General features: G+C 59.5%; 13 protein-coding genes. 9 read left to right on the top strand and 4 right to left on the bottom strand.

What is annotated here, in order from left to right; translation table 11 throughout:
- Window positions 1-241 precede the first annotated feature (241 nt).
- The 3 genes from JJ917_02645 to JJ917_02655 are packed head-to-tail and all read left to right on the top strand — an operon-like array spanning window position 242 to window position 3,259.
- On the top strand, window positions 242-1,204 hold the full coding sequence (locus tag JJ917_02645; protein ID MBO6697709.1) for a UDP-2,3-diacylglucosamine diphosphatase: 963 nt from the start codon (window positions 242-244) through the stop codon (window positions 1,202-1,204).
- 26 nt (window positions 1,205-1,230) lie between these two features.
- A complete protein-coding gene (locus JJ917_02650; GenBank protein ID MBO6697710.1) occupies window positions 1,231-2,286 on the top strand; it encodes a glycosyltransferase family 1 protein in 1,056 nt (351 codons plus the stop codon).
- A complete protein-coding gene (locus tag JJ917_02655; protein ID MBO6697711.1) occupies window positions 2,276-3,259 on the top strand; it encodes a threonine/serine dehydratase in 984 nt (327 codons plus the stop codon). Before JJ917_02650 ends, JJ917_02655 begins: the two co-directional genes overlap by 11 nt.
- A 33-nt stretch (window positions 3,260-3,292) precedes the next feature.
- Here JJ917_02655 and JJ917_02660 read toward each other — a convergent pair whose 3' ends face one another.
- Window positions 3,293-5,101, bottom strand: coding sequence for a hypothetical protein (locus JJ917_02660; protein MBO6697712.1), 1,809 nt, complete (start codon window positions 5,099-5,101; stop codon window positions 3,293-3,295).
- A 244-nt stretch (window positions 5,102-5,345) separates the two neighbouring features.
- Here JJ917_02660 and JJ917_02665 point away from each other — a divergent pair, with 244 nt between their 5' ends.
- Window positions 5,346-6,551: an MFS transporter gene (locus JJ917_02665; GenBank protein ID MBO6697713.1), complete on the top strand. Its 1,206-nt coding sequence runs from the start codon at window positions 5,346-5,348 to the stop codon at window positions 6,549-6,551.
- 99 nt (window positions 6,552-6,650) lie between these two features.
- Here the strand turns inward: JJ917_02665 and JJ917_02670 are convergent, their stop codons facing one another.
- Window positions 6,651-7,631, bottom strand: a complete 981-nt coding sequence (locus tag JJ917_02670) for a dipeptide epimerase (protein ID MBO6697714.1) — start codon at window positions 7,629-7,631, stop codon at window positions 6,651-6,653.
- Window positions 7,628-8,644 carry a DUF1611 domain-containing protein gene (locus tag JJ917_02675; GenBank protein ID MBO6697715.1) on the bottom strand — a complete coding sequence of 339 codons (1,017 nt, stop codon included), beginning with the start codon at window positions 8,642-8,644 and terminating at the stop codon, window positions 7,628-7,630. The genes JJ917_02670 and JJ917_02675 overlap by 4 nt, the downstream gene beginning before the upstream one ends.
- 297 nt (window positions 8,645-8,941) lie before the next feature.
- Between JJ917_02675 and JJ917_02680 the strand changes: the two genes are divergently transcribed.
- The 4 genes from JJ917_02680 to JJ917_02695 all read left to right on the top strand — a co-directional run bounded on the left by JJ917_02680 (window position 8,942) and on the right by JJ917_02695 (window position 13,055).
- A complete protein-coding gene (locus JJ917_02680) occupies window positions 8,942-9,988 on the top strand; it encodes an ABC transporter permease (GenBank protein MBO6697716.1) in 1,047 nt (348 codons plus the stop codon).
- 9 nt (window positions 9,989-9,997) lie between these two features.
- A complete protein-coding gene (locus JJ917_02685; protein ID MBO6697717.1) occupies window positions 9,998-10,819 on the top strand; it encodes an ATP-binding cassette domain-containing protein in 822 nt (273 codons plus the stop codon).
- Window positions 10,820-10,931: 112 nt separating this feature from the next.
- Window positions 10,932-12,329, top strand: coding sequence for an MCE family protein (locus JJ917_02690; protein ID MBO6697718.1), 1,398 nt, complete (start codon window positions 10,932-10,934; stop codon window positions 12,327-12,329).
- A 90-nt stretch (window positions 12,330-12,419) separates the two neighbouring features.
- Entirely contained in the window at window positions 12,420-13,055 is a 636-nt protein-coding gene (locus JJ917_02695; protein MBO6697719.1) for a membrane integrity-associated transporter subunit PqiC, read from the top strand.
- 84 nt (window positions 13,056-13,139) lie between these two features.
- On the opposite strand, the gene JJ917_02700 is transcribed toward JJ917_02695, so the two are convergent.
- A complete protein-coding gene (locus JJ917_02700) occupies window positions 13,140-18,617 on the bottom strand; it encodes an apolipoprotein A1/A4/E family protein (GenBank protein ID MBO6697720.1) in 5,478 nt (1,825 codons plus the stop codon).
- Window positions 18,618-18,907: 290 nt separating this feature from the next.
- On the opposite strand from JJ917_02700, the gene JJ917_02705 reads away from it, so the two are divergent.
- A complete protein-coding gene (locus JJ917_02705) occupies window positions 18,908-19,291 on the top strand; it encodes a histidine kinase (protein ID MBO6697721.1) in 384 nt (127 codons plus the stop codon).
- Window positions 19,292-19,462: the final 171 nt, after the last annotated feature.

Raw genomic sequence — 19,462 nt, forward strand, 5'->3', positions numbered from 1 at the left:
TGTTGATTTGGTCGGCGTTGATGGCGACTTTTACGCCCATTGGTCAAGGTCGGTGGTGGCTTACGTGTCACAAAAGTGACAACAGAATCCCCGTAAGTCTCCGCAGGTAGAGTGCCTACTGGCTTTGGACATGGGAACGTCCTATGTACCTGCCAGCGATGCCCTGAATGTATTGGGGCGCCGCGCTTTGACCGCCTTCGTGAATGTGTTTGTGACGCGGAGCGCAAGAAGGGATTGCAGGATGGGCAATCGACCCGGAACGTCGGATTTCAGAGCTGGCACGCAGTCTTCTTCGAAGGACGCGTTCTCCAAGGACGCGGCTGGCGTGCCCGAGCCAAAAACGTTCCGCACGCTGTTTCTTTCCGATGTTCATCTTGGTTCACGTGGCTGCCAGGCGCATCTGCTGCTTGATTTCATGCGTTTTCACGACGCGGAGACCATCTATCTGGTCGGCGACATCGTCGATGGATGGCGGTTGAAAAAGCGTTGGCATTGGCCGCAGGCCCATAATGACGTGGTGCAGAAGCTGTTGCGCAAAGGGCGTAAGGGCTCGCGCATCGTCTATTTGCCGGGCAATCACGATGAGTTCCTGCGCGATTATCTCGGCATGCAGATGGGTGGCATTGAGATTGTTGATTCTGCCGTCCACGAGGCGGCCGATGGTCGACGCTTTTTGGTCGTTCATGGCGACCAATACGATGTGGTTGTGCGTCACGCCAAATGGCTCGCCTTCCTCGGCGACTGGGCTTACAATTTTGCGCTCTGGACGAACATCTATGTGAACCTTGTGCGCCGGCGCATGGGCTTTGACTATTGGTCGCTCTCGGCCTGGGCTAAGAACAAGGTGAAAAACGCCGTGTCCTTCATCGGTCGGTATGAGGAAACCTTGAGCCATGAGGCCAGCAAGGCTGATGTTGATGGCGTGATTTGCGGACATATCCACCATGCAACCATGCAGGACGTTGGCGATGTGCATTACGTCAACACGGGCGACTGGGTGGAAAGTTGCACAGCGGTTGCTGAAAACGAAGACGGGTCATTTGAGCTGATCAAATGGACCCGTTTGAGCGCCTATGGCGAAGAGGAACTGCGCGCCGCTAAGGCGGTTGCTGAAAATGTCGCCGATGATCCTGCTCAGGTGCTCGCCTTCGATCCGCAGGCCGCCGCTTCGCGTAAGTCTGACGACCAATCTGAAGCTGCCTAAGCCGCAGGCGACCAATTTGCACACCGATGTTTGAGTTCAACGCTTCCAATCCCGCACGGGCATTGATCGTGTCGGATGCTTGGCATCCGCAGATCAATGGTGTCGTGCGCACCATCGAATGGATGGTGAAAGAGGCGCCGAAATTCGGCGTTGATCTGCAGGTCTTGGGGCCGGCTCGATTTCGTACCATGGCAATGCCGAGTTACCCGGAAATTCGGCTGGCATTGGCGCATCCGCGCTCCATTCGCCGCGCGATCCGCGCTGAGGAACCGCGCGCCATCCATATCGCCACTGAAGGGCCGTTGGGCACTGTGGCGCGGCGTTTCTGCATCAAGCATGGGCTGGGGTTCACCACCAGCTATCACACACGGTTTCCCGAATATGTGGCGGCGCGCGCGCCGATCCCGCAAAGTTGGAGTTACGCGTTCATGCGTCGTTTTCACAACGCGGCGACGGGCGTGATGGTGGCAACACCGAGCCTGGAAGAGGAGCTGCGCGGGCGCGGGTTCAACAATTTGGTGCGGTGGTCGCGCGGGGTAGATCTGGAGCGGTTTTATCCGCGGCCTGCCGTGAAGCTGCCCTATCCCGGTCCCATCTTCGTCTATGTTGGCCGGGTCGCGGTGGAAAAGAACCTTGAGGCATTTCTTGACCTTGACCTTCCGGGCACCAAGCTGATCGTCGGCGGCGGGCCAGCGCTTGAAAGCTTGAAGGCGAAACACAACGACGCGGTGTTTGTTGGGCCACAACTTGGCGAGGATCTGGCGCAGTACTATGCTGGCAGCGATGTGTTCGTCTTCCCAAGCCTCACCGACACGTTTGGGATCGTCTTGCTGGAGGCTTTGGCCTCAGGATTGCCGGTGGCCGCCTTTCCCGTCACAGGTCCGAAAGATGTCGTGACGGACGCCAAGGTTGGCGTGCTTTCCAACGATCTGCGGGATGCGGCGTTGGCAGCGCTGACACTGAAACGCGAGGACTGTGCGGCGTTCGCCCAAAACTACAGCTGGCATGAAAGCGCCAAGGCGTTTTTTCAGCATCTTTACCCATTGAAGGCCGATTGGAGCGTGCCGGATTATGACCATTGAAGCCCCATCTTTCGGCCTTGCCGACATTAAAGAGGCCAGAGGTCGGATTGCGGGCGAAACGGTTCTTACTCCTCTGATCTCCAATGGCGTTTTGGATGACCTTGTCGGCGGGCAGGTTTTTCTGAAATGCGAGACCCTTCAGCGAACTGGCTCGTTCAAATTTCGTGGGGCCTACAACGCACTGGCCGCCATGAGCGCGGATGAACGTCGCCATGGCGTTGTTGCCGTCTCGTCTGGCAATCACGCTCAAGGGATTGCGCAAGCCGCTCAACTGTTTGGCATCCCGGCGACCATCGTGATGCCGTCGAACGCGCCTGCTATCAAACGCGAGCGGGTGGAGAGGCTAGGCGCGACGGTCGTGCCCTACGACCGTGTGCGATACGATCGCAACATCCTTGCACAGGAGATTGTGGAGCGAACGGGCGCAGCCTTTGTGCATCCCTATGATGATGTTCACGTTATGGCAGGGCAGGGCACGCTTGGTTTGGAAGCCGTTGATCAGCTGAATGCTCTCGGGCTGGAGGCCGATATCGGTCTGGTCTGTTGCGGTGGTGGGGGATTGTGCGCCGGCGTTTCAACCGTCTGGCGTGATGCCTATCCGTGGAGTACGCTCTATGCCGTGGAGCCGGAGGGGTTTGACGATACGGTGCGGTCTTTTGCCAGCGGCAAGCGTGAGATAAACGACCCCGAAGCCAGTTCCATCTGCGATGCGATCCTGACGCAATCGCCCGGCGAACTGACCTTTCCCATCAACATGGCCAATCACGTTCAAGGATTGTCGGTCAGCGATGATGAGGTCTTGGCAGCGGTGGCGTTCGCGTTTCGCGAATTGAAGCTTGTGGTCGAGCCAGGCGGTGCCGTGTGCCTTGCGGCCTTGTTAGCTGGCAAGGTGGACGTCAGAGGTAGGGTTGTGCTTGCGGTTTTGTCCGGCGGGAACGCCGAGCCATCGATGCTGGCCAGCGCGCTGAACTGATCCGGGATTTTCGCGTTTTCTAGGCGCGGAGCCTTAAGAGAAGAGGGCGATGCGCTCTTCGTCTGTGTAGGGCACATCCTCATCGCTGTTGTCGGCGTGAGGCGGGTTGTCGTCGTCCTTAATCGGATTGATGCCGGACGTGTCCTGATCGTCCAGAGCCGCTTCTGCTGCGTCGTCAGTCTCAAGAGCGGCCAGAGCCTTATCAAGCATCTCTTCTTCTGGCTCCGTTGCCACCATCGTGACCTCGGTGCTTTCTTCGATGGCGACCTCGTCTGCGGTGTCAAAGTCATCAACACCAAATTCGTCCACATCGAATATGTCTTGCGCCGCGGAAGCAGTCGAATCGGACGTGTCGTCCTTTTTCGGCGCACTCTCCTGACCCTTGGCGACGGTTTCAACGAACATGTCGGCAGCGCCCTCATCGACAGCAAAGTCATCGGGCATATCCACCATCATCTTGCGATCGTCGCGCGGCGAGCGTTGGTGCAGTTCGATTTCGCCATCGAGGTCGTTCAAGGCGCGCTCGGACATATCCGGGCCGTCGAAATCGAGGGCATCGACATCAAAGATGTCGGGCGCCTGTGAGGGTTTGGCGAGCGCGTCACCAATTAGAGCATCTTCGGCTGGGCGGCGGAGGATTTCGGCATCGTGGATCTCCACGACCATATCGTCGGTGATGATATCGATCGGTTCGCCGTCATCGCTGGAGGCATCGGCTTCCGCTGCGATGGACTTGGCTTCCTCCTCAAGGCGAGCAAGATCGCGTTCGATGTCGGTCAACTCGATCGCATCATTCGCTTGGTCGTCTTCGGCAGGAGATACGTCGTCTGAATCGTGCGGTGCGGCCGTCTCTTCCTCCTGTGAGGTTGCGTCCTCCAGTTCGTCGACCGCCTCAGCCGTTTCTGCGTCAGTTACTTCGCTGGGCGCCTCGGGCTCATCCGGCTCAATTGAGTCAAAGCCTTCGTCGGCGGCATCTGCCCCTCCGAACAGCGCATCGACATCGTCCTGCTCGATCGCTTCCCCGTCCAGCGCCGGTCCGTGCAGCAGGTGAGCATCGCTGCGGGTGTCGCCTTCTTGGTAGGCTTCGCCTGCATCGGATTCATTCGCGGTTTCGCGCGTATCTGGCTTGGCTGTTCCCTTTTGGCCATCCTCGTCAGCCAGTCCGAGGATTTCCATCATCGCCGAAACACGTTTTTCAACGTAGCCGACCAGACGCACCACCTTGCTTGAACGTTGGCCAGTCAGATCTTGGAAGGAGCAGGCGGTGTAGACATCGATTATCTTGCTTTCGATGATGTCGCATTGAGTCTCGTTGGCGCCTTCTTCGCGAAGTGTCCAAAGCACTTCCTGGATTTTCTCCGCAGCCTCGAGAATCTCGCCCGTTGCAGTCTCCGTCTGGGTAACGATGGCTTCAAGTTCGACGGTGGCCGAGTTGAAGTGATCCTTCTCCTCACCGTTCCCGCCCAATTCCTGGACTTCACGCTTCACCTGCGTGATGGCTTCGGCAAGATCGATCACATTGTGACTGATCAGAGCGACCGACGTGTCGCCATTGCTATCGGCGGACACGCTGATGCGGTCTTCCAGGCGCTCCAACGCGTTGAGCACGGTTTGCGTGTCGCTATTGCGGTTGCGGCGTGCATATTCTTTCAGGAACCAGCGGCCACGCTCGGTTTCCATTACCGCAGCGGCGATGGCTTCATAGTCCGCATCGCTTATGGGCGGGCCGGATTGCGCGGCAGGTGCAAGATCGGTCGTGTCGGAGGCGTGGTCACTGGAAGCGGGACGCGCGTCGCCGTCCTCACCGTCTTGACTCATGGTCGCCAGAGGCGTTTCGCTCATGGTCTGTCCCGTGACCCAATAGACCCTGTGATGCTCCCGAGGCGGCAGCGTCACAGGCTCTAACCCCATTCAATCGCCGGCACGATCGCTCGTTTCGGCGGTTTGCTTTCCTTCTGCCTGCCCAAACCGATCACGGATACTCGCTGAATTCAGCGAATCAATGCCGTGCCCTTCACGTGTAAGGTTTCACTTCGTGCAGCCACTTGTCTCCATTGCAACCCAAGCTGGTCACCAAAGAGTTACCGTGGCCGCGTTGTTCGCAGCTTATTTCGCGGGCTTTGGGGTCTTTTTGCCGTTTTTTCCCGTTTGGCTCGATTGGATTGGGCTTTCGGCGGCGTGGATCGCGGTTTTGGTCTCCGCACCGCTGGTCGTTCGGGTGATGACGACGTCGATGGTTACCGATGCTGCAGAGCGATTCGACGATCCCCGCAAGCCGCTTTTGGCACTTGCGCTGGCGGCGATGGTTGCTTTTGCGATCGTCCCTGCAGCTTCGCTGTTTGCGGGTGGGCCAGACCTAATTGCAACGCCCTGGGTGCTGCTCGTTGTGATCGGTCTCATGGCTGTCGGCTGGAACGCCTTGCTGCCGCTCAGCGATGCGCTTGGCATTCAACTTTCTCGCCAATCAGGCGCGGATTATGGCCGCGTTCGGGTCTGGGGATCGATTGCGTTCGTCGCGTCGAGCTTTGCCGCCGGCGCGGTTGTCGATCGCTATGGCGTTCAAACCGTGCCTTGGCTGGTGCTGGCAACGTTTGGCGCGCTGGTCCTGGTTTGCGCAGCCTTGCCGCGCAGCTTTGTGCAACCCAAAGTGGTGTCTGGGCCCGGCGAGGTGACGAGAAAGCCAAAACTGCGCTCAGGCTGGGTGTTTTTCCTTCGCCGCAAAGGCGCGATGAGCGTCTTTATCGGCGCGGGCCTGATGCAGGCGAGCCATGCCTTTCTTTACGGTTTTGGCAGTCTGTCCTGGGCGGCGCAGGGTTTCTCCGAGACCGCGATCGGCATGCTCTGGGCTTTTGGTGTGTTCTGCGAGATCGTTCTGTTTGCCGTCTCTGCGACGATCATTGCCCGGCTCGGCGCGCGCGGACTTCTGATCCTGGGCGGCGTCGGCGCGACAATCCGATGGGCGATTTTTGCGTTTTCGCCGGATCTAGCATTCACCGGCCTGCTTCAGATCTTGCACGGATTCTCGTTTGGCATGACCCATTTGGCGTTGATCACCTATGTTCAGCGACGGGCACGGCCACGCGAGCTTCGCGCGGCGCAAGGTGTCTACGGGGTTGTATCAGGCGGCTTGATGGCGGTCGCAACGCTGGCCGCCGGCCCGCTCTACGCGGCCTTTGGCGCGATGGCTTATCTCGGCATGGGCGCGATGACGGCGCTTGGCGTCGTGATCATTTTCGTCAATCGCGTGCGGATACCGGGCGGCGCGCGGGTCCAGCCGACCTGCGAAAGTTAGAACCCAAGAGGCGAGCATTAGCTCACCTCTTGCGTTCTATGTCTTTGTTCTATGGCGTTTTCGGACGCAAAACCGGTTCCCACTTGTGATCAGAACACTCTACCCCCAGAGCTCCGGCGTTGGCGGGTAGAGGATGCTGCCATCAAACTGCAGCGACGGCTCGCGATCCTCCTCCAGAAGCAGTGGGGCATCCAAGTCGACATAATCGGCATTGTGCACAAGCAATGTTCCCGGTGCCATGGCGAGCGAGGACCCCATCATGCAGCCGACAAATATCCCAAGACCTTCCGCTTTAGCGGCTTCTTTCAAAGCTAGCGCCTCAGTGAGCCCGCCTGTCTTGTCGAGCTTGATGTTGATGATGTCATAGCGACCGAGTAGGTCCTGAAGCCCGTCGCGGTCATGGGCGCTTTCATCGGCACACACCGGAACGGCGTGCGGTCGGTCGGCCAGGATCGCATCTTCGCCTGCCGGCAGGGGCTGTTCGACCAGCGCAACGCCGAGTTCTGCGGCAACGTCTAGCCAGTCCCAGAGACTGTCCGGCGACCAGGCTTCGTTGGCATCGACGATCACTTTGGCGTTGCCGGCATGGCCACAGATGGCGCGCATACGTTCAAGATCACCGTCGCCGCCGAGTTTCGCTTTCAGGAGCGGGCGGTCCCGGTGATCATAAGCGGCGCGGGCCATCGCATCGGGCGTATCGAGGCTCAGCGTATAGGCCGTCTCAACGGGCTTTCCTTCCGGCACGCCTGCCAGCACATGCGCCGGTTTACCACTGCGCTTGGCTTCAAGGTCCCAGAGGGCGCAGTCTACAGCGTTGCGGGCCGCACCTGCCGGCAACAGACCCTGGAGGGCATCGCGATCAATCCCCGACTCGACGGCCTTTCGCACGGTTTCGATTTCGACGGTGACACTGTCGACCGTCTCATCATAGCGCGCATAGGGCGTGCATTCGCCTCTGCCGACATGGTCGCCGTCACGCAAGATCACGGTCACCACATGCGCGTGGGTGCGGGTTCCACGAGAGATCGAAAAGCCACCACGAATGCGAAAAGTATCGTCGTGAATATCGATTAAAATCATGATATTGGCGTCATATCTTGAAGTGGCTTGACAAGATTATCGACGCCGAAACGTACCGGGTCGGTGGCGGGTAAGGTGTGCTCATCCTCAAGTTTTTTGAGCAGCGACCGGGCTTCCTGCTCATCCAGCGCGGCGGTGTTGATCGCCAGGCCCGCGCACTGGATCGCTGGGTTGGTGAGCCGTCCCATCGCAATAGTTGCGTCGATGACGTCATGGATCGAGGGCAATGGCGTTTTGACGCCGCGCATCGTGGTGCGTGTCGGCTCGTGGCAGACGATGAAGGCGTCCGGCTGCGATCCATGGAGGAGGCCAAGCGTGACGCCGGCGAAGGAGGGGTGAAACAGGGAACCCTGGCCTTCAATGACGTCCCAATGATCGGGGTCGTTGGCCGGTGCAATCCATTCTGCGGCACCAGAAATGAAATCGGCGATCACCGAATCGATGGCTAGGCCACGCCCTGAGATCAGAACGCCCGTTTGACCGGTCGCCCGGAAGCTCGCCTTCATGCCATGGGCCACCATGCCGCGTTCCAAGGCGAGGGCCGTGTATTTTTTGCCGACCGAACAGTCGGTGCCGACGGCCAGAACACGCATGCCAGGGCGTTTGTCGCCTTTGCCCGTGGCGAGCTTCTGTTCCACATGGCGCACATTGTGAAGCGCCACGCCTTTCGCGCTGGCGGCTTCGGCTATCTCGGGCACGTCTTGCAGCCGGGCATGAAGACCGCTGGCGATATCAAGACCGGCATGGATGGCCTCAACGATGCTTGTAACCCAATGGTCCGGCAGAACGCCTCCGGCGTTTACAGCGCCGATCACCAGTGTTTTCGCGCCTTTGTCGACACCGTCCGCAATGCTCATATCCGGCAGGCCTGTGTCGGCCATACAGCCATCGAGGCGAACTTGGCCGACGCACCAATTGCGCCGCCAATCCACCACACCGATGGCCGTTTTGGCTGCCAGCGCGTCGGGAACGTCGCCCAGGAACAGAAGATAGGGTTTGCGCAGCTCGGCCATAAGAAAGCATCCGTAAGGGTTGGAAAAGAGAAGGAGATCATATCACGTGCCATATTTTCTGATGCTGCGAAATGGCCTTTGCGCATGGCGATCACGCGTGGCAGGTATAGGGGCACGTATCAGTGATCTGGCAGTTTGCGCGTGACAGCGATTGACGCCCTTTGGTCGGGCCCACCCACAGACGTTCCCTTTGCCAAACGTGGCGGAGCCGCACCGCATGCGGCAGAGATTCTGCGCGATGGCGATGGGCTGGTGGTTCAGGGTGATTGGATCCGGCCCTGCGTGCGCACGGTGCTGATGCAAGACGGGTTTTCCGAGGCGTCAGAGTGGTCGGCTGAGGCCTCTGGGCCTTCGATCCGCGTTGATGCGTCGGGCCTGCGCGAGTTGGACACGCTTGGCTGCCTGGCATTGGCCGATCTGGAAAAGGAGTTGGCCGCTTCCGGTAAGACGGTCGAACTGGTCAATCTGCCCGGGGACAAATGGGACCTTTATGAAGCGGTGCGCGCCCGCGCCGACGTTCGCCGACCGGAAGACCCACGTTTTGGCCTCGATGCCCTGATCGCAGCTTTTGGGCGCGGCGTCGTCGCCACCTGGGATGATTTGCTCGGTGTGATCGGCATGTTTGGGGTGGTGCTCAGCTCTATCGGGCTGACATTAGTTAATCCCACCCGCTGGCGCTTCAATGCGTTCGTCACGCAGCTTGATAAAAGTGCATTTCGGGCGGTGCCGATCATCGTGCTCATTCAATTCGTTATTGGTGGGATCGTTGCGCAGCAAAGTGCCTACCAGCTGCGGTTTTTTGGCGCCGAGATCTTCACCGTGAACCTGGTGGCCATTCTCGTGCTGCGGGAAATCGGCGTGTTGATTTCCGCAATTATGGTCGCTGGCCGAACAGGATCAGCCTACACCGCTGAAATCGGCGCGATGCGCATGCGCGAAGAGGTCGATGCAATGCGCGTAATCGGCCTTGATCCTGTCGATGTGCTCGTTGTGCCGCGTATCCTTGGCCTGGTCGTTGCCTTGCCGCTGCTCACCATCATCGCCAACGCTTCGGCGCTTCTCGGCGGCATGCTGACGCTTTGGGCCTATTCGGGCATCAGCCCCGTCGTGTTCATCGATCGCATGCATGACGGCATCTTGCTGGAAACTGTCATGGTTGGTCTGATCAAAGCGCCCTTCATGGCGCTTGCGATCGGCAGCATCGCTTGCATGGAAGGGTTCCGGGTCAGCGGCAGCACCGAGTCACTTGGCCAACGTGTTACGGCGGCGGTTGTGAAGTCGATCTTTGCCGTCATCGTGATGGACGGTGTTTTCGCGATCTTTTTCGCATCGATCGATTACTAGGACAGGGGCATGGCAGTTCAAGCAATCGACGATCCTCACAACGCGCGCACCTCGGTCATCGAGGTGCGCGGCTTGGAGGTTGGCTTTGGTGACGTGACAGTCCTCAAAGACCTCGATCTCACTGTTTATCGCGGCGAAATCTTAGGGTTTGTTGGTGCGTCCGGTACCGGCAAGTCGGTGCTTTTGCGGGCAATTTTGGGCCTCAATCGCCGCCGGGCCGGCACTATTGATGTGCTTGGCGAACCCTACTCGGAGTTGGATGAGCGTGAACGGGTTCATGTCGATGAGCGGCTCGGCGTGCTCTTCCAACATGGCGCGCTCTTCTCCTCGCTCAACGTGATCCAGAACGTCCAAGTGCCGATGCGCGAGCATTGGCGTCTAGATAAACCGATGATGGATCGGCTGGCGGCGGTGAAACTTTCCATGGTCGGTTTGCCGGAAGATGCCGCGCTAAAAACGCCCTCGGAGCTCTCGGGCGGCATGATCAAACGCGCCGCGCTGGCGCGCGCCTTGGCACTTGATCCCGATGTTGTGTTCCTGGATGAGCCAACCTCAGGTCTTGATCCGCTGGGTGCAGCGGCTTTTGACGAGCTTATTGCCGATTTGCGTTCAGCGCTTGGGCTCACCGTGTTCATGGTGACTCATGATCTCGACAGCCTGTTTTCGGTCTGTGACCGTGTTGCGGTGCTTGGCAACCAGAAGGTGCTAACGGTCGGCACAGTCGATGAGGTGCGGCGCTTCGATCACCCTTGGGTGCAAGACTATTTCAACACCGGCCGAGCCATCGGACGCGGTTCAAGCCCCTTGGCACCCAGCAATCAATCGAGTTGAGCCACAAATGCGCAGTCAAAATGCAACGGTTTGGCGAAAAGTGCAGCTGTTTGCTCGCGTTGGGCCACACGGCGCTTTGCGCTCTTGGACTTGCACGCTAAGGCCCTGAGGCATGGAAACCCGCGCCAACCATATCGTTATTGGACTGTTCGCTCTGGCCGTGATCGCCGCCGGGATGGCGTTCATCTATTGGGTCGCCGAAATTGGTGGCCAAGACGAGACGGCGGAGGTCATTTTTCAGTTCAATGGCCCGGTGAATGGCCTGAGTGCCGGCAGCCCGGTGCTCTTTAACGGTATTCAGGTCGGTGAGGTGCGAACGCTGTCGCTCAACCCCAACAACCCGCAAGAAGCCTTGGCACTGGCGGTCGTCGATGTTGCCACACCGATCCGTCAAGATACCAATGCCGAACTTGGCATCACCGGGATTACGGGCACAGCTTTTGTGGCCCTGCGCGGTGGCTCAATGGACGAACCGGCGGTGCTTGATCCCAACTCACCGGTGATCATTGAGGCAGAGGTCTCCGTTGTTCAAGACTTGATCGATGGCGCGCGCAATGTGCTTGGCCGGGCGGATGATGCGATGCAGACGATTGAGAATTTCTTGCTTGTCAATGAACCGTTTCTGACCCAAACCATTGCCGACATTAACGAAATTACGAGTACGGTTGCCGAGCAGTCGGACAATATTGAGCTTTTGATGGAGGGCGTTGGCGCGATCGCGAGCGAGATATCCGGTCTGTCAGGACGGCTTGAAAACATCATTGCTGGCTCCGAAGAGCTCATCGCAGCGGTCGATCCGCAAAGCGTCAGCGAAGTGGTGGAGAATGTGCGGGTCGCCTCGACCGAGTTTCGCGGCGTCGGCGAAGACGCGCGGGCCTTGATCGCGCGCGGCGGCACAGTGTTTGACAATCTGGAAACCTCATCCACCGCGCTCGTGGAAACGCTGGATGCCGTCCAAGTGGTTGTTGCTGCGGTCGATCCGGCGGTGGTTGCCCAGGCCGTTGACGATGTTGGCACATTCACTGCCCGGCTGCCTGAAGCGGGCGAACGGGTCGATGCCGTGCTTGCTGGCGCCCAGGAGGCGACGGACAACGTGACGGCCTTTACCGCGAGCCTTGAAGACAATGCCGAGCAGGTCGACGCGATTTTTGAGGATGCCGTGGTCATCGCCGACCGGCTGGAAGTCGCTTCCCGCCGTATTGATGGTCTTCTGGCCTCCGTTGATGGGTTGCTTGGCGAGGACGAGACACAAGGGTTGATTGCGGATGCACGAGAAGCGGCGCGCGCCTTGCGCAATGTTGCGGTCGCCTTTGAGGGCAGGTCGGATGAGATTGCCGCCGGTTTGGCGCGTTTCACTGGACCAGGTTTGCGTGATGCCGAGGCTTTGATTGGCGACGGTCGGCGGGTGCTGAACCGGCTTGAACGCGTGGTCACGTCGATTGAACGCAACCCGCAGCAGTTTATCTTCGGCGGCGATCGCGCTCCCGAATATTCGCCGCAGCGGCGGTGATATGATGATCGGTTTTGCTAAATGCGGCTTGAACTGGTTTGATGGGCGCGAATGTGTGAGTAGGGTCCGATGAGTGATGTTGGACAAACAATGACGGACCTTTGGGGCGCCAAGCGCAGAACCGGACGTGCGCGGCTACCGCTGGTTGGCGGAATCTGTGCTGCGCTTCTGCTTGCTGGCTGTTCGACCCTTGGCCTGGAGATGGCGCCGCGGATCTACGATCTGCGCGCACCTCAGTCGATCGATGTTGGTGGAAGTCGCACCAGCCGCCAGTTGCTCGTGGCCGAGCCGGCTGCGGTTCGTTTTTACGCAACCGATCGCATCGTTGTTCGCGACAGCGAGGCAACGCTCGCCTATTTCCCCGGCGCCTCCTGGTCGGACGCGCTGCCGGACTTGCTTCAGGCGCGTTTTGCTGAAGCTCTTGAACGCACCGGACGGGCAAGAGCGGTGGGCCGGCCGGGCCAAGGTCTCTTGATTGATGTGCGCCTTGTGCCGGAAATCCGTGCTTTTGAGATCGAGATTTCCGATGGCGGGCAGGCGACAGCGGTTATCGACATTGCGCTGAAGGTGATGAACGACGCCAATGGGCGCATTCTGGCAAGCCAGAATTTCGCGGCGACAATGCCTGCGGCCAGTGATAGCGCTGAAGACGGCGTTGAAGCGCTCAATGCCGCGTTCGATGCTCTGTCGCGCGAAATGGTGAAGTTCGTTCTCGACGCCGTTTAAGGCCAACGGCTCCGCCCACTGAAAACAAAAAGGCCGCCGGTCAAGGTCTGACCGGCGGCCTTTTTTGCATGTATGTTCCGTCGCTTAGTTGCCGAAGCGACCCAGAGCCTGACCCAGAACCGTGTAGAGACGGCCCTGATCGGACATCAACAGTGTGCGGGTCTCGGCGCGGCTTGCGCGACGCGAGGCCATTTCGCGCAGCGTACCCTCGAAACTGGTCAGGTGCTCTTGAGCAGCCGTGCGTAAATCATTGTCGCGGCCGATCTGACGACGAATATCGTCGAAGACCTGCTGGCCGTTCAATGTGTAGATGCGGCGCGAGAAACTCGCCTTGTTGCCGGCCAGATAGCTGTCCCACTGCTGAGCATAGGCGCGTTCGTCGAGCGCATCGCCGATCTGCTCGCGGATGTCTTCCAGCGGACCGCCTTTGCCATCATCAGAGGATGCGCGGCGCAGAAGATCGCTGATCCAACCGCCCGACGGAGCGTCGGAATTGCCGCCTGAGGATGCGGGCGTCACAGCCGGGGCAACCGCCTGACGGACATCTTCCATGCTGCGGGCGATGTCGTCGTCAACGCGTTGGTCTTCCAAGCTCAACGCGCTGGCTTCGGCCAACTGCGCACCGCCGCGTGAGGAGGCGATAGCAGGTGCCGGAGCCGGCGCCTGAAGCTGACGCGAAGAGGCATCGCGCGCATTGCCCTCATCGGACACTAGGCTGGAAAGCTCTTTCAAGGCAGCGACTTGCTCGTTCACGACCTGGCGAAGAGCGGCTGCGCTTTCGCGCGCTTCTTCGGGCAGTTCAAACACGCCACGGCGGATGTCCGCACGGGTGGTCGCAAGCTCAGAGCTCATATCACTCGTCATCTTGCGCATGTCCTCAATGGAGGAGTGGAACGCCGAAACGGCCGTTTCCAAACCACCTTGCAGTTCGCGCGCGACCTCTTCCTGGGTCTTGCGGACGATGTCGCTGGCCTTGCTGCTTTCTTCGCTGGCGGTTTCGCGCAGGGAGTTGAACTGAGCGATCACGCCCTTGGCCGCGTCATCGGCAGCCAGAGACAAAGCAGAGGCGAGGGAGGCGGCCCGCTCTTCGGCGTCGATTAGTGTCGAAGCCAGGCGTTCGGAGGTCAACTGCAACGCCTGCTCGGCCCGGTTGGTTCGGTCGGCGATGGATTCGCTGATCGTATCCATCTGCGTGACCTGCGTGCCGACGGAGCCATCCAGCTTCTCGGTAGTACGCAGGATCGCCTGAGAGGCCCCGGAAAGCGCGCGGCCATGCACATCGAAGCGATCCGATAGGTCGACAATAGAGCTGAGAACCTCGGTGGAAATGCCGCTGAGGGCTTCAAGCTGCTTCTCGAGCGCTTCAGAGGTTGTGGCCGTGTCATTGCTGATCGACTGAACCGATGTGCTGAAGCGGGCAATTTTCTCCTGCAGCACTTCGCCCATGGATCCGAGGGTCACAGCGGAATTGCTGAGCAGTTCCTCAATGGAAGAATTGACCGACCCGATCTGGCCGGTGAGCTCCTGCAAATCCTGGTTGAGCAGATTGCGGGCACGGGCGAGATTTGCCGATGCGTCGCGTGTGCGCTCTTCCAATGTCGAGTCCATGAGCTGCGTTGCTGCTTCCACCGACTGGTTGAACGCATTGGTGCGCGTGTCGAGTGCGCCAAGCAGCGAGTGGCCGCGGCTGTTGAGAACCGTTTCGATGGACTCGGTAGCCGCCGTTATGCTGGATTCCAGCGTTGAACGGCGATCTTCCAGCTTGTCGGAGAGCGCCTGGCTGCGAGCGTCCAGCGTGTCGGCCAGCGCCTGAGTCCGGCTTTCGATGAGGCCGGCGACCTCCTGAGAGCGCGTGTCGAGCACATTGGCAACCGAACCGGAAGCCGCGTTGATGCTGTGCTCCAAGGTCGATGTCCGCTCCTCTAGTGCGCCAGCCAGTTCTTTGGTGCGGCTGTCAAGGACCGTACCGAGCTGGCTGGTGGCCGACTGCAGGCTTTGAGCGAGTTGATCGGTCTGGCCCGCGAGGGTTTCAGCCAGTTCACGCTCGCGCTCGGCGACATTGCTCTGAAGGGTCTGTGTGGCAGCGTGAATGGAGCGTGCAAACTCGCTTGTGCGGCTTTCCAGCGAGCCGACCAGCGCCTGGCCGCGATCATCGAGGATCGACTCCATGGCGCCTGCCTGATTGGACAGCGCTTCACGCAGAGCATCGGCACGTTCGGCGAGCTGTTGGCTGGCCACAAGCGTTTCGTCGTGTGCTGCTGAGCGAACATTGGCTGCCGCAGCGACCAGCGCATTGGTCGCCGACCCGACCTGAAGTTCAAAGCCCTGCAGGGCATTGGTGGCTTCAGTGGAAAGCGTTTCGCCGAAGGTATTGGCGCGCTCGTTGACCATGGATTCGAGCGCATCGCCCTGGGCCTTGATGGTTTCGGAAACCTCCATCACACGGTCGCCAAGCAACTGGTTGATGTCCGCAACGCGGTTGGCCATCAAATCGGTCAGATTGTTGGTCTGTTCGTTGACGGTTTCACCAACGGCCTCGATGCGTGCGGTGATGGCACGCTCGATATCGTCGCGACCGCTAACAAAGGCCTGCGCCACTTCACGGGTGCGCTCAATGAGCGTTTCGGAGATCTCACGGCCACGGTTGGACAAAGCGCCATCAAGCTGATCGGCGCGTTCCACGAACGTGGTTGTCGCGTCTTCAATGCGCTGATTGACCTTCACATCGAAGGCGGAAAGGCGCTCATCGACCGTGGTCTCGAGCTGAACCGTGCGCATCTGCAACGCGCTCGACAGGCTTTCGATCTGCTCACGCAGCTGGTTGTCGATGGCCTCGGCGCGGGTCGTCAGATCGCCGCCAACGGCACTCATGGCATCGGTGAGGCCCTGGGTGCGGTTGTCGATGGTGCTGACAAGGTTCGAGGTCGCTTGATCAACCTGGCTGGCCAGATTGGAGGTCGTGCCTTCGACGCGATTGACGAGGTTGGTCGTCGTCTCGTTGACGTGGCTGGCAAGGCTGGTCGCAGCCTGGTCGATCCGGCCGGTGATGCTGCTGGACGTTTCCTCAACCTGATTGGTGAGGTTGGTCGTGCTTTCATCAACGCGGATAACAAGGCCGATCGCGGTCTGATCGACGCGATTAACCAGCCCTGTGGCGGTTTTTTCCAACTGATCGACGAAGCCGTCGGCTGTGTCGACAACGCGGTTATTCAGTTCGCTGGCGACACCAATGATGCGCTCTTCGGTGCTGCCTGTGACATCCTGCAGCGACTGCATAAGCGTGTCTGAGCGTTCGTTCAGCGCATCGATCAGGCTGGTCGTGCGGGTGTCCATGGCCTCCAGATAGCCATTGGTGTCGGTCGTAATGCGATCAACCAGCGTGTCGGAAAGGGCGTTCATGCGGCTTTCGACGCCGGAATTGGCGTCGGTGAGCACGCTCATGAAGCGCTGGGTGCGGTCGTTCAACGTCTCCAGGTAATCGCGGGTGGACGTGTTGATGTGTTCGGCCAACACAGCAGAGCGCTCGCCAAGAACAGCGCTTGCTTCGGCTGCGGCACGGTCGATGCTTTCCTCAAGCGCGGTGCGCTGGTTAAGGAACGAGGCTTCGATGGCACCGGATCGGTCAGCCAGCGCCAGGTCGATGGACTGCGCTTTGTCGTCCAGCAGTGCGCGGATGGCGTCGGCTCGCGTGTGCATCTGCTCATCGAGCGCAGCGGTACGATCATCGAGCGCGGAAACCAGCGCATCGCTGTCAGATTTCAGGATATTGGCATATTCTTCAGCGCGCTGCGTGAAGGCGAGGCCAAGGTTTTCGCCCTGTTCCAAAACGATCTGCACAACGCGCTCGCCAACCGCCTGCACCTTATCGGTGAGGTCGCCGGTCCCAGTCTTGATCAAATCTTCAACCGCATCGCGGCCCTGGGCAAGGCGCATATCGACCAGATCAAGGTCGCGCATAATGCTTGTTTCGATGGTGCTGCTGGTGTCGTCAGCTGTCTTGCGCAACTCTTCAAGCTTGGCATCGACAGACGTGATAAGTGATTGAGCAGAAAGCTCAAATCCGTCTCGTAGCTCAACGCCACGTTCCACAACGGCGTCGTGCAGACGTTCCGCGGATGCTTCCATACGCTGGGCGAGGGCACCACCTTGTTCGGTGATGCTGTCAGAGATTTGCGTGCCGGCTTCATCCAGCTTGGCGGTGATCGCCGTGCCGCGCAGCTCCATGTCGATAAGCAGCGAATCGGCGGTGGTTTTCAGCGTTGTGGTCACGTCCTCGGCACGCACGGCGAAATTCTCGGTGACCGAATGGCTGGTTTCTTCAAGCTCGCGGGTCACATTGTTACCGCGCTGCTCGAATTCGGTGACGATCGCACTGGTCGTGGACGCCAGATCAGCGGAGATCGTGGCCGAGCGATCTTTCAGCACCGTGTCAACTTCTGCTGATTTTTCAGTGATTTCGCGCACGATATCGCCGCCGATGATGGCCAGCTTGTCGGACACATCAAGGCCGGTCGAGGAAAGCTGTTCGACCAGACGATCACCGTGCGACTGCAAGGTGTCACTCATCGTTTCACCAGCCTGCGACAGTGCGTTGGTGATCTGCGAGGCTTTGTCGGCCAGGCTGTGCGCGACGGTTGAGCCGGTTTCAGCAAGCGATTGTGTCAGCGCGTCGGATGCTGTCAGAAGATCGGCGTTCAAACGGTCGTGCGAGGAGGAAATGGCCTCGCGCACCTTCTCGGCGTTGAGAAGAATGTCCTGACGTTCGCTGGTCAACTGGCCTAGCAGAGTACGCAGCTTGGTTTCATTGTCGGAATAGGCCCGTTCCAGGTTGGCGACTTCGCCCTGGACCATCGATTCAAGTTCGCCGGCGCGTGCAAGCGCGCGTTCTACGCCGTCACCCATCGCAGCGACTTCGCGGCGGATTGCTTGGCTGACCGACAAAACCTGTTCTTTGGCCAGTTCATCGGGCTGCGCCATGCGCATGGTGACGTTCGCCATCGATTTGGCAACGATGCGCAATTCGGCTGCGCGATAGACCAGGAACGCGATGGTGAAAAACAGGAGGACCGGCGCGAAGGCACCGATTGCGTAGGCGATAAATCCAGGCGAGGTCAGTGTTGCGCCGTCGCTGAGCAGGGCACCTGCGCTGGTGTTGAAGAGGGCCGGCGCAAGAAGCGCCGCCGCAGCAACCCAGATGGCGCTGGCGCTGGCGGCGAAAACGTAAGGCGTGTTGGCCGGGCGACGCTGCAATTCATAGACCAAGGCGCTGGTGGCGCGGCGATCATCATTGGCCGGTGGGCGGCGTTCGCGAAGGCGTTGATCGTCGGCGGCCTCGCGCGCTGTCGGCGCATCATCCTCACCAACCGGCGTTGCCAATGGATCGCCCAGCACATCATCGGCGCGCGGCATGCGTGCAGCGGTGCGGCCAGATGTTTGCTGTGCTGACGTTTTGTCCGCGTCGTCCGATGCGCCATCAAAGCCGTCGTCTGCGAAGTCGATGGCCAGGGCCTCTTCGACCGCGTCAAGCGCCGCCTTGTTTGCTTCGGATGGTTTCTTCGCCATTGATACGCCTCACGCTTTTTGGGCATCCTCACATTTGACCGGCTGAAAACTCAGCGCGTTCAAACAGCCACACTTGCCCACATTTCAACGGACAAACTATTCCTTTGACCGTTCAAATTGAAGACACTTACGTCTCTTTGTTAGCAATTTGTTCATCATAGTTAACGTCACGCAGGAGGCCAGAAGAATCGGTCGGCCGTTAACGCCGATGAAAGGGCTGGGGCGCAGAGTGGTTAAGGAGAAAGGGTAAGGGCTGGCCGGAATTTCGTGTCAGACAAGGGGACAAGAGGATGGGCGCACACCAAGTGCCGTCGCTGATCGGAACCAGCGAAAAGGTTGTGGATGGCCAAACGGTTTATCCACCCAAACTGCTCGATCTGGTTCACCTGAGCTGCCAGACATTTGGCGATCCCGAACTTGAGCGCGATGTCTTGCTGCTCTTTCTCGATCAAGTTGAAAGCACCGGTCGGGCGCTGCGCGCGACGACCAGCGCGGTTGAACGCGGCAGGCTCTATCACCTCGTCAAAGGCAGCGCACGTGGCGTTGGCGCCTTCCAGCTGGCGGCTCTGGCAGAAGACGGTGAGGACGACCCGCAAGATGATGCCCATCTTGCCGCGACACTCTCTGCGATCGAGGCCGTTTCGTCTCGCGTCGATGAGCTTTTGGCCATCTGACACGCCACATCTTTGAGCATCCTGCGACATCGCAACAAAGACAATGCCGTTTCTGCGCGCATTGTTGCGCTTCACAAGGCAAGGTGGGCTTTGTTAGGACGCGCCATCACTGTGCGCTCGGCAAGCTTGGCATTTTTGCCGAGGCAAGCGCACGCGTCCACCGTTAGGCAG

Source organism: Hyphomicrobiales bacterium (assembly GCA_017642935.1).
GTDB lineage: Bacteria > Pseudomonadota > Alphaproteobacteria > Rhizobiales > MH13 > MH13.

Excerpts from the sequence above, each read along its gene's own strand:
- JJ917_02700 (MBO6697720.1), bottom strand. The coding sequence starts at position 18,617 with ATGGCGAAGAAACCATCCGAAGCAAACAAGGCGGCGCTTGACGCGGTC.
- JJ917_02705 (MBO6697721.1), top strand. The coding sequence starts at position 18,908 with ATGGGCGCACACCAAGTGCCGTCGCTGATCGGAACCAGCGAAAAGGTT.
- JJ917_02670 (MBO6697714.1), bottom strand. The coding sequence starts at position 7,631 with ATGATTTTAATCGATATTCACGACGATACTTTTCGCATTCGTGGTGGC.
- JJ917_02655 (MBO6697711.1), top strand. The coding sequence starts at position 2,276 with ATGACCATTGAAGCCCCATCTTTCGGCCTTGCCGACATTAAAGAGGCC.
- JJ917_02690 (MBO6697718.1), top strand. The coding sequence starts at position 10,932 with ATGGAAACCCGCGCCAACCATATCGTTATTGGACTGTTCGCTCTGGCC.
- JJ917_02650 (MBO6697710.1), top strand. The coding sequence starts at position 1,231 with ATGTTTGAGTTCAACGCTTCCAATCCCGCACGGGCATTGATCGTGTCG.
- JJ917_02695 (MBO6697719.1), top strand. The coding sequence starts at position 12,420 with ATGACGGACCTTTGGGGCGCCAAGCGCAGAACCGGACGTGCGCGGCTA.
- JJ917_02645 (MBO6697709.1), top strand. The coding sequence starts at position 242 with ATGGGCAATCGACCCGGAACGTCGGATTTCAGAGCTGGCACGCAGTCT.
- JJ917_02680 (MBO6697716.1), top strand. The coding sequence starts at position 8,942 with ATGCAAGACGGGTTTTCCGAGGCGTCAGAGTGGTCGGCTGAGGCCTCT.
- JJ917_02685 (MBO6697717.1), top strand. The coding sequence starts at position 9,998 with ATGGCAGTTCAAGCAATCGACGATCCTCACAACGCGCGCACCTCGGTC.
- JJ917_02675 (MBO6697715.1), bottom strand. The coding sequence starts at position 8,644 with ATGGCCGAGCTGCGCAAACCCTATCTTCTGTTCCTGGGCGACGTTCCC.
- JJ917_02660 (MBO6697712.1), bottom strand. The coding sequence starts at position 5,101 with ATGAGCGAAACGCCTCTGGCGACCATGAGTCAAGACGGTGAGGACGGC.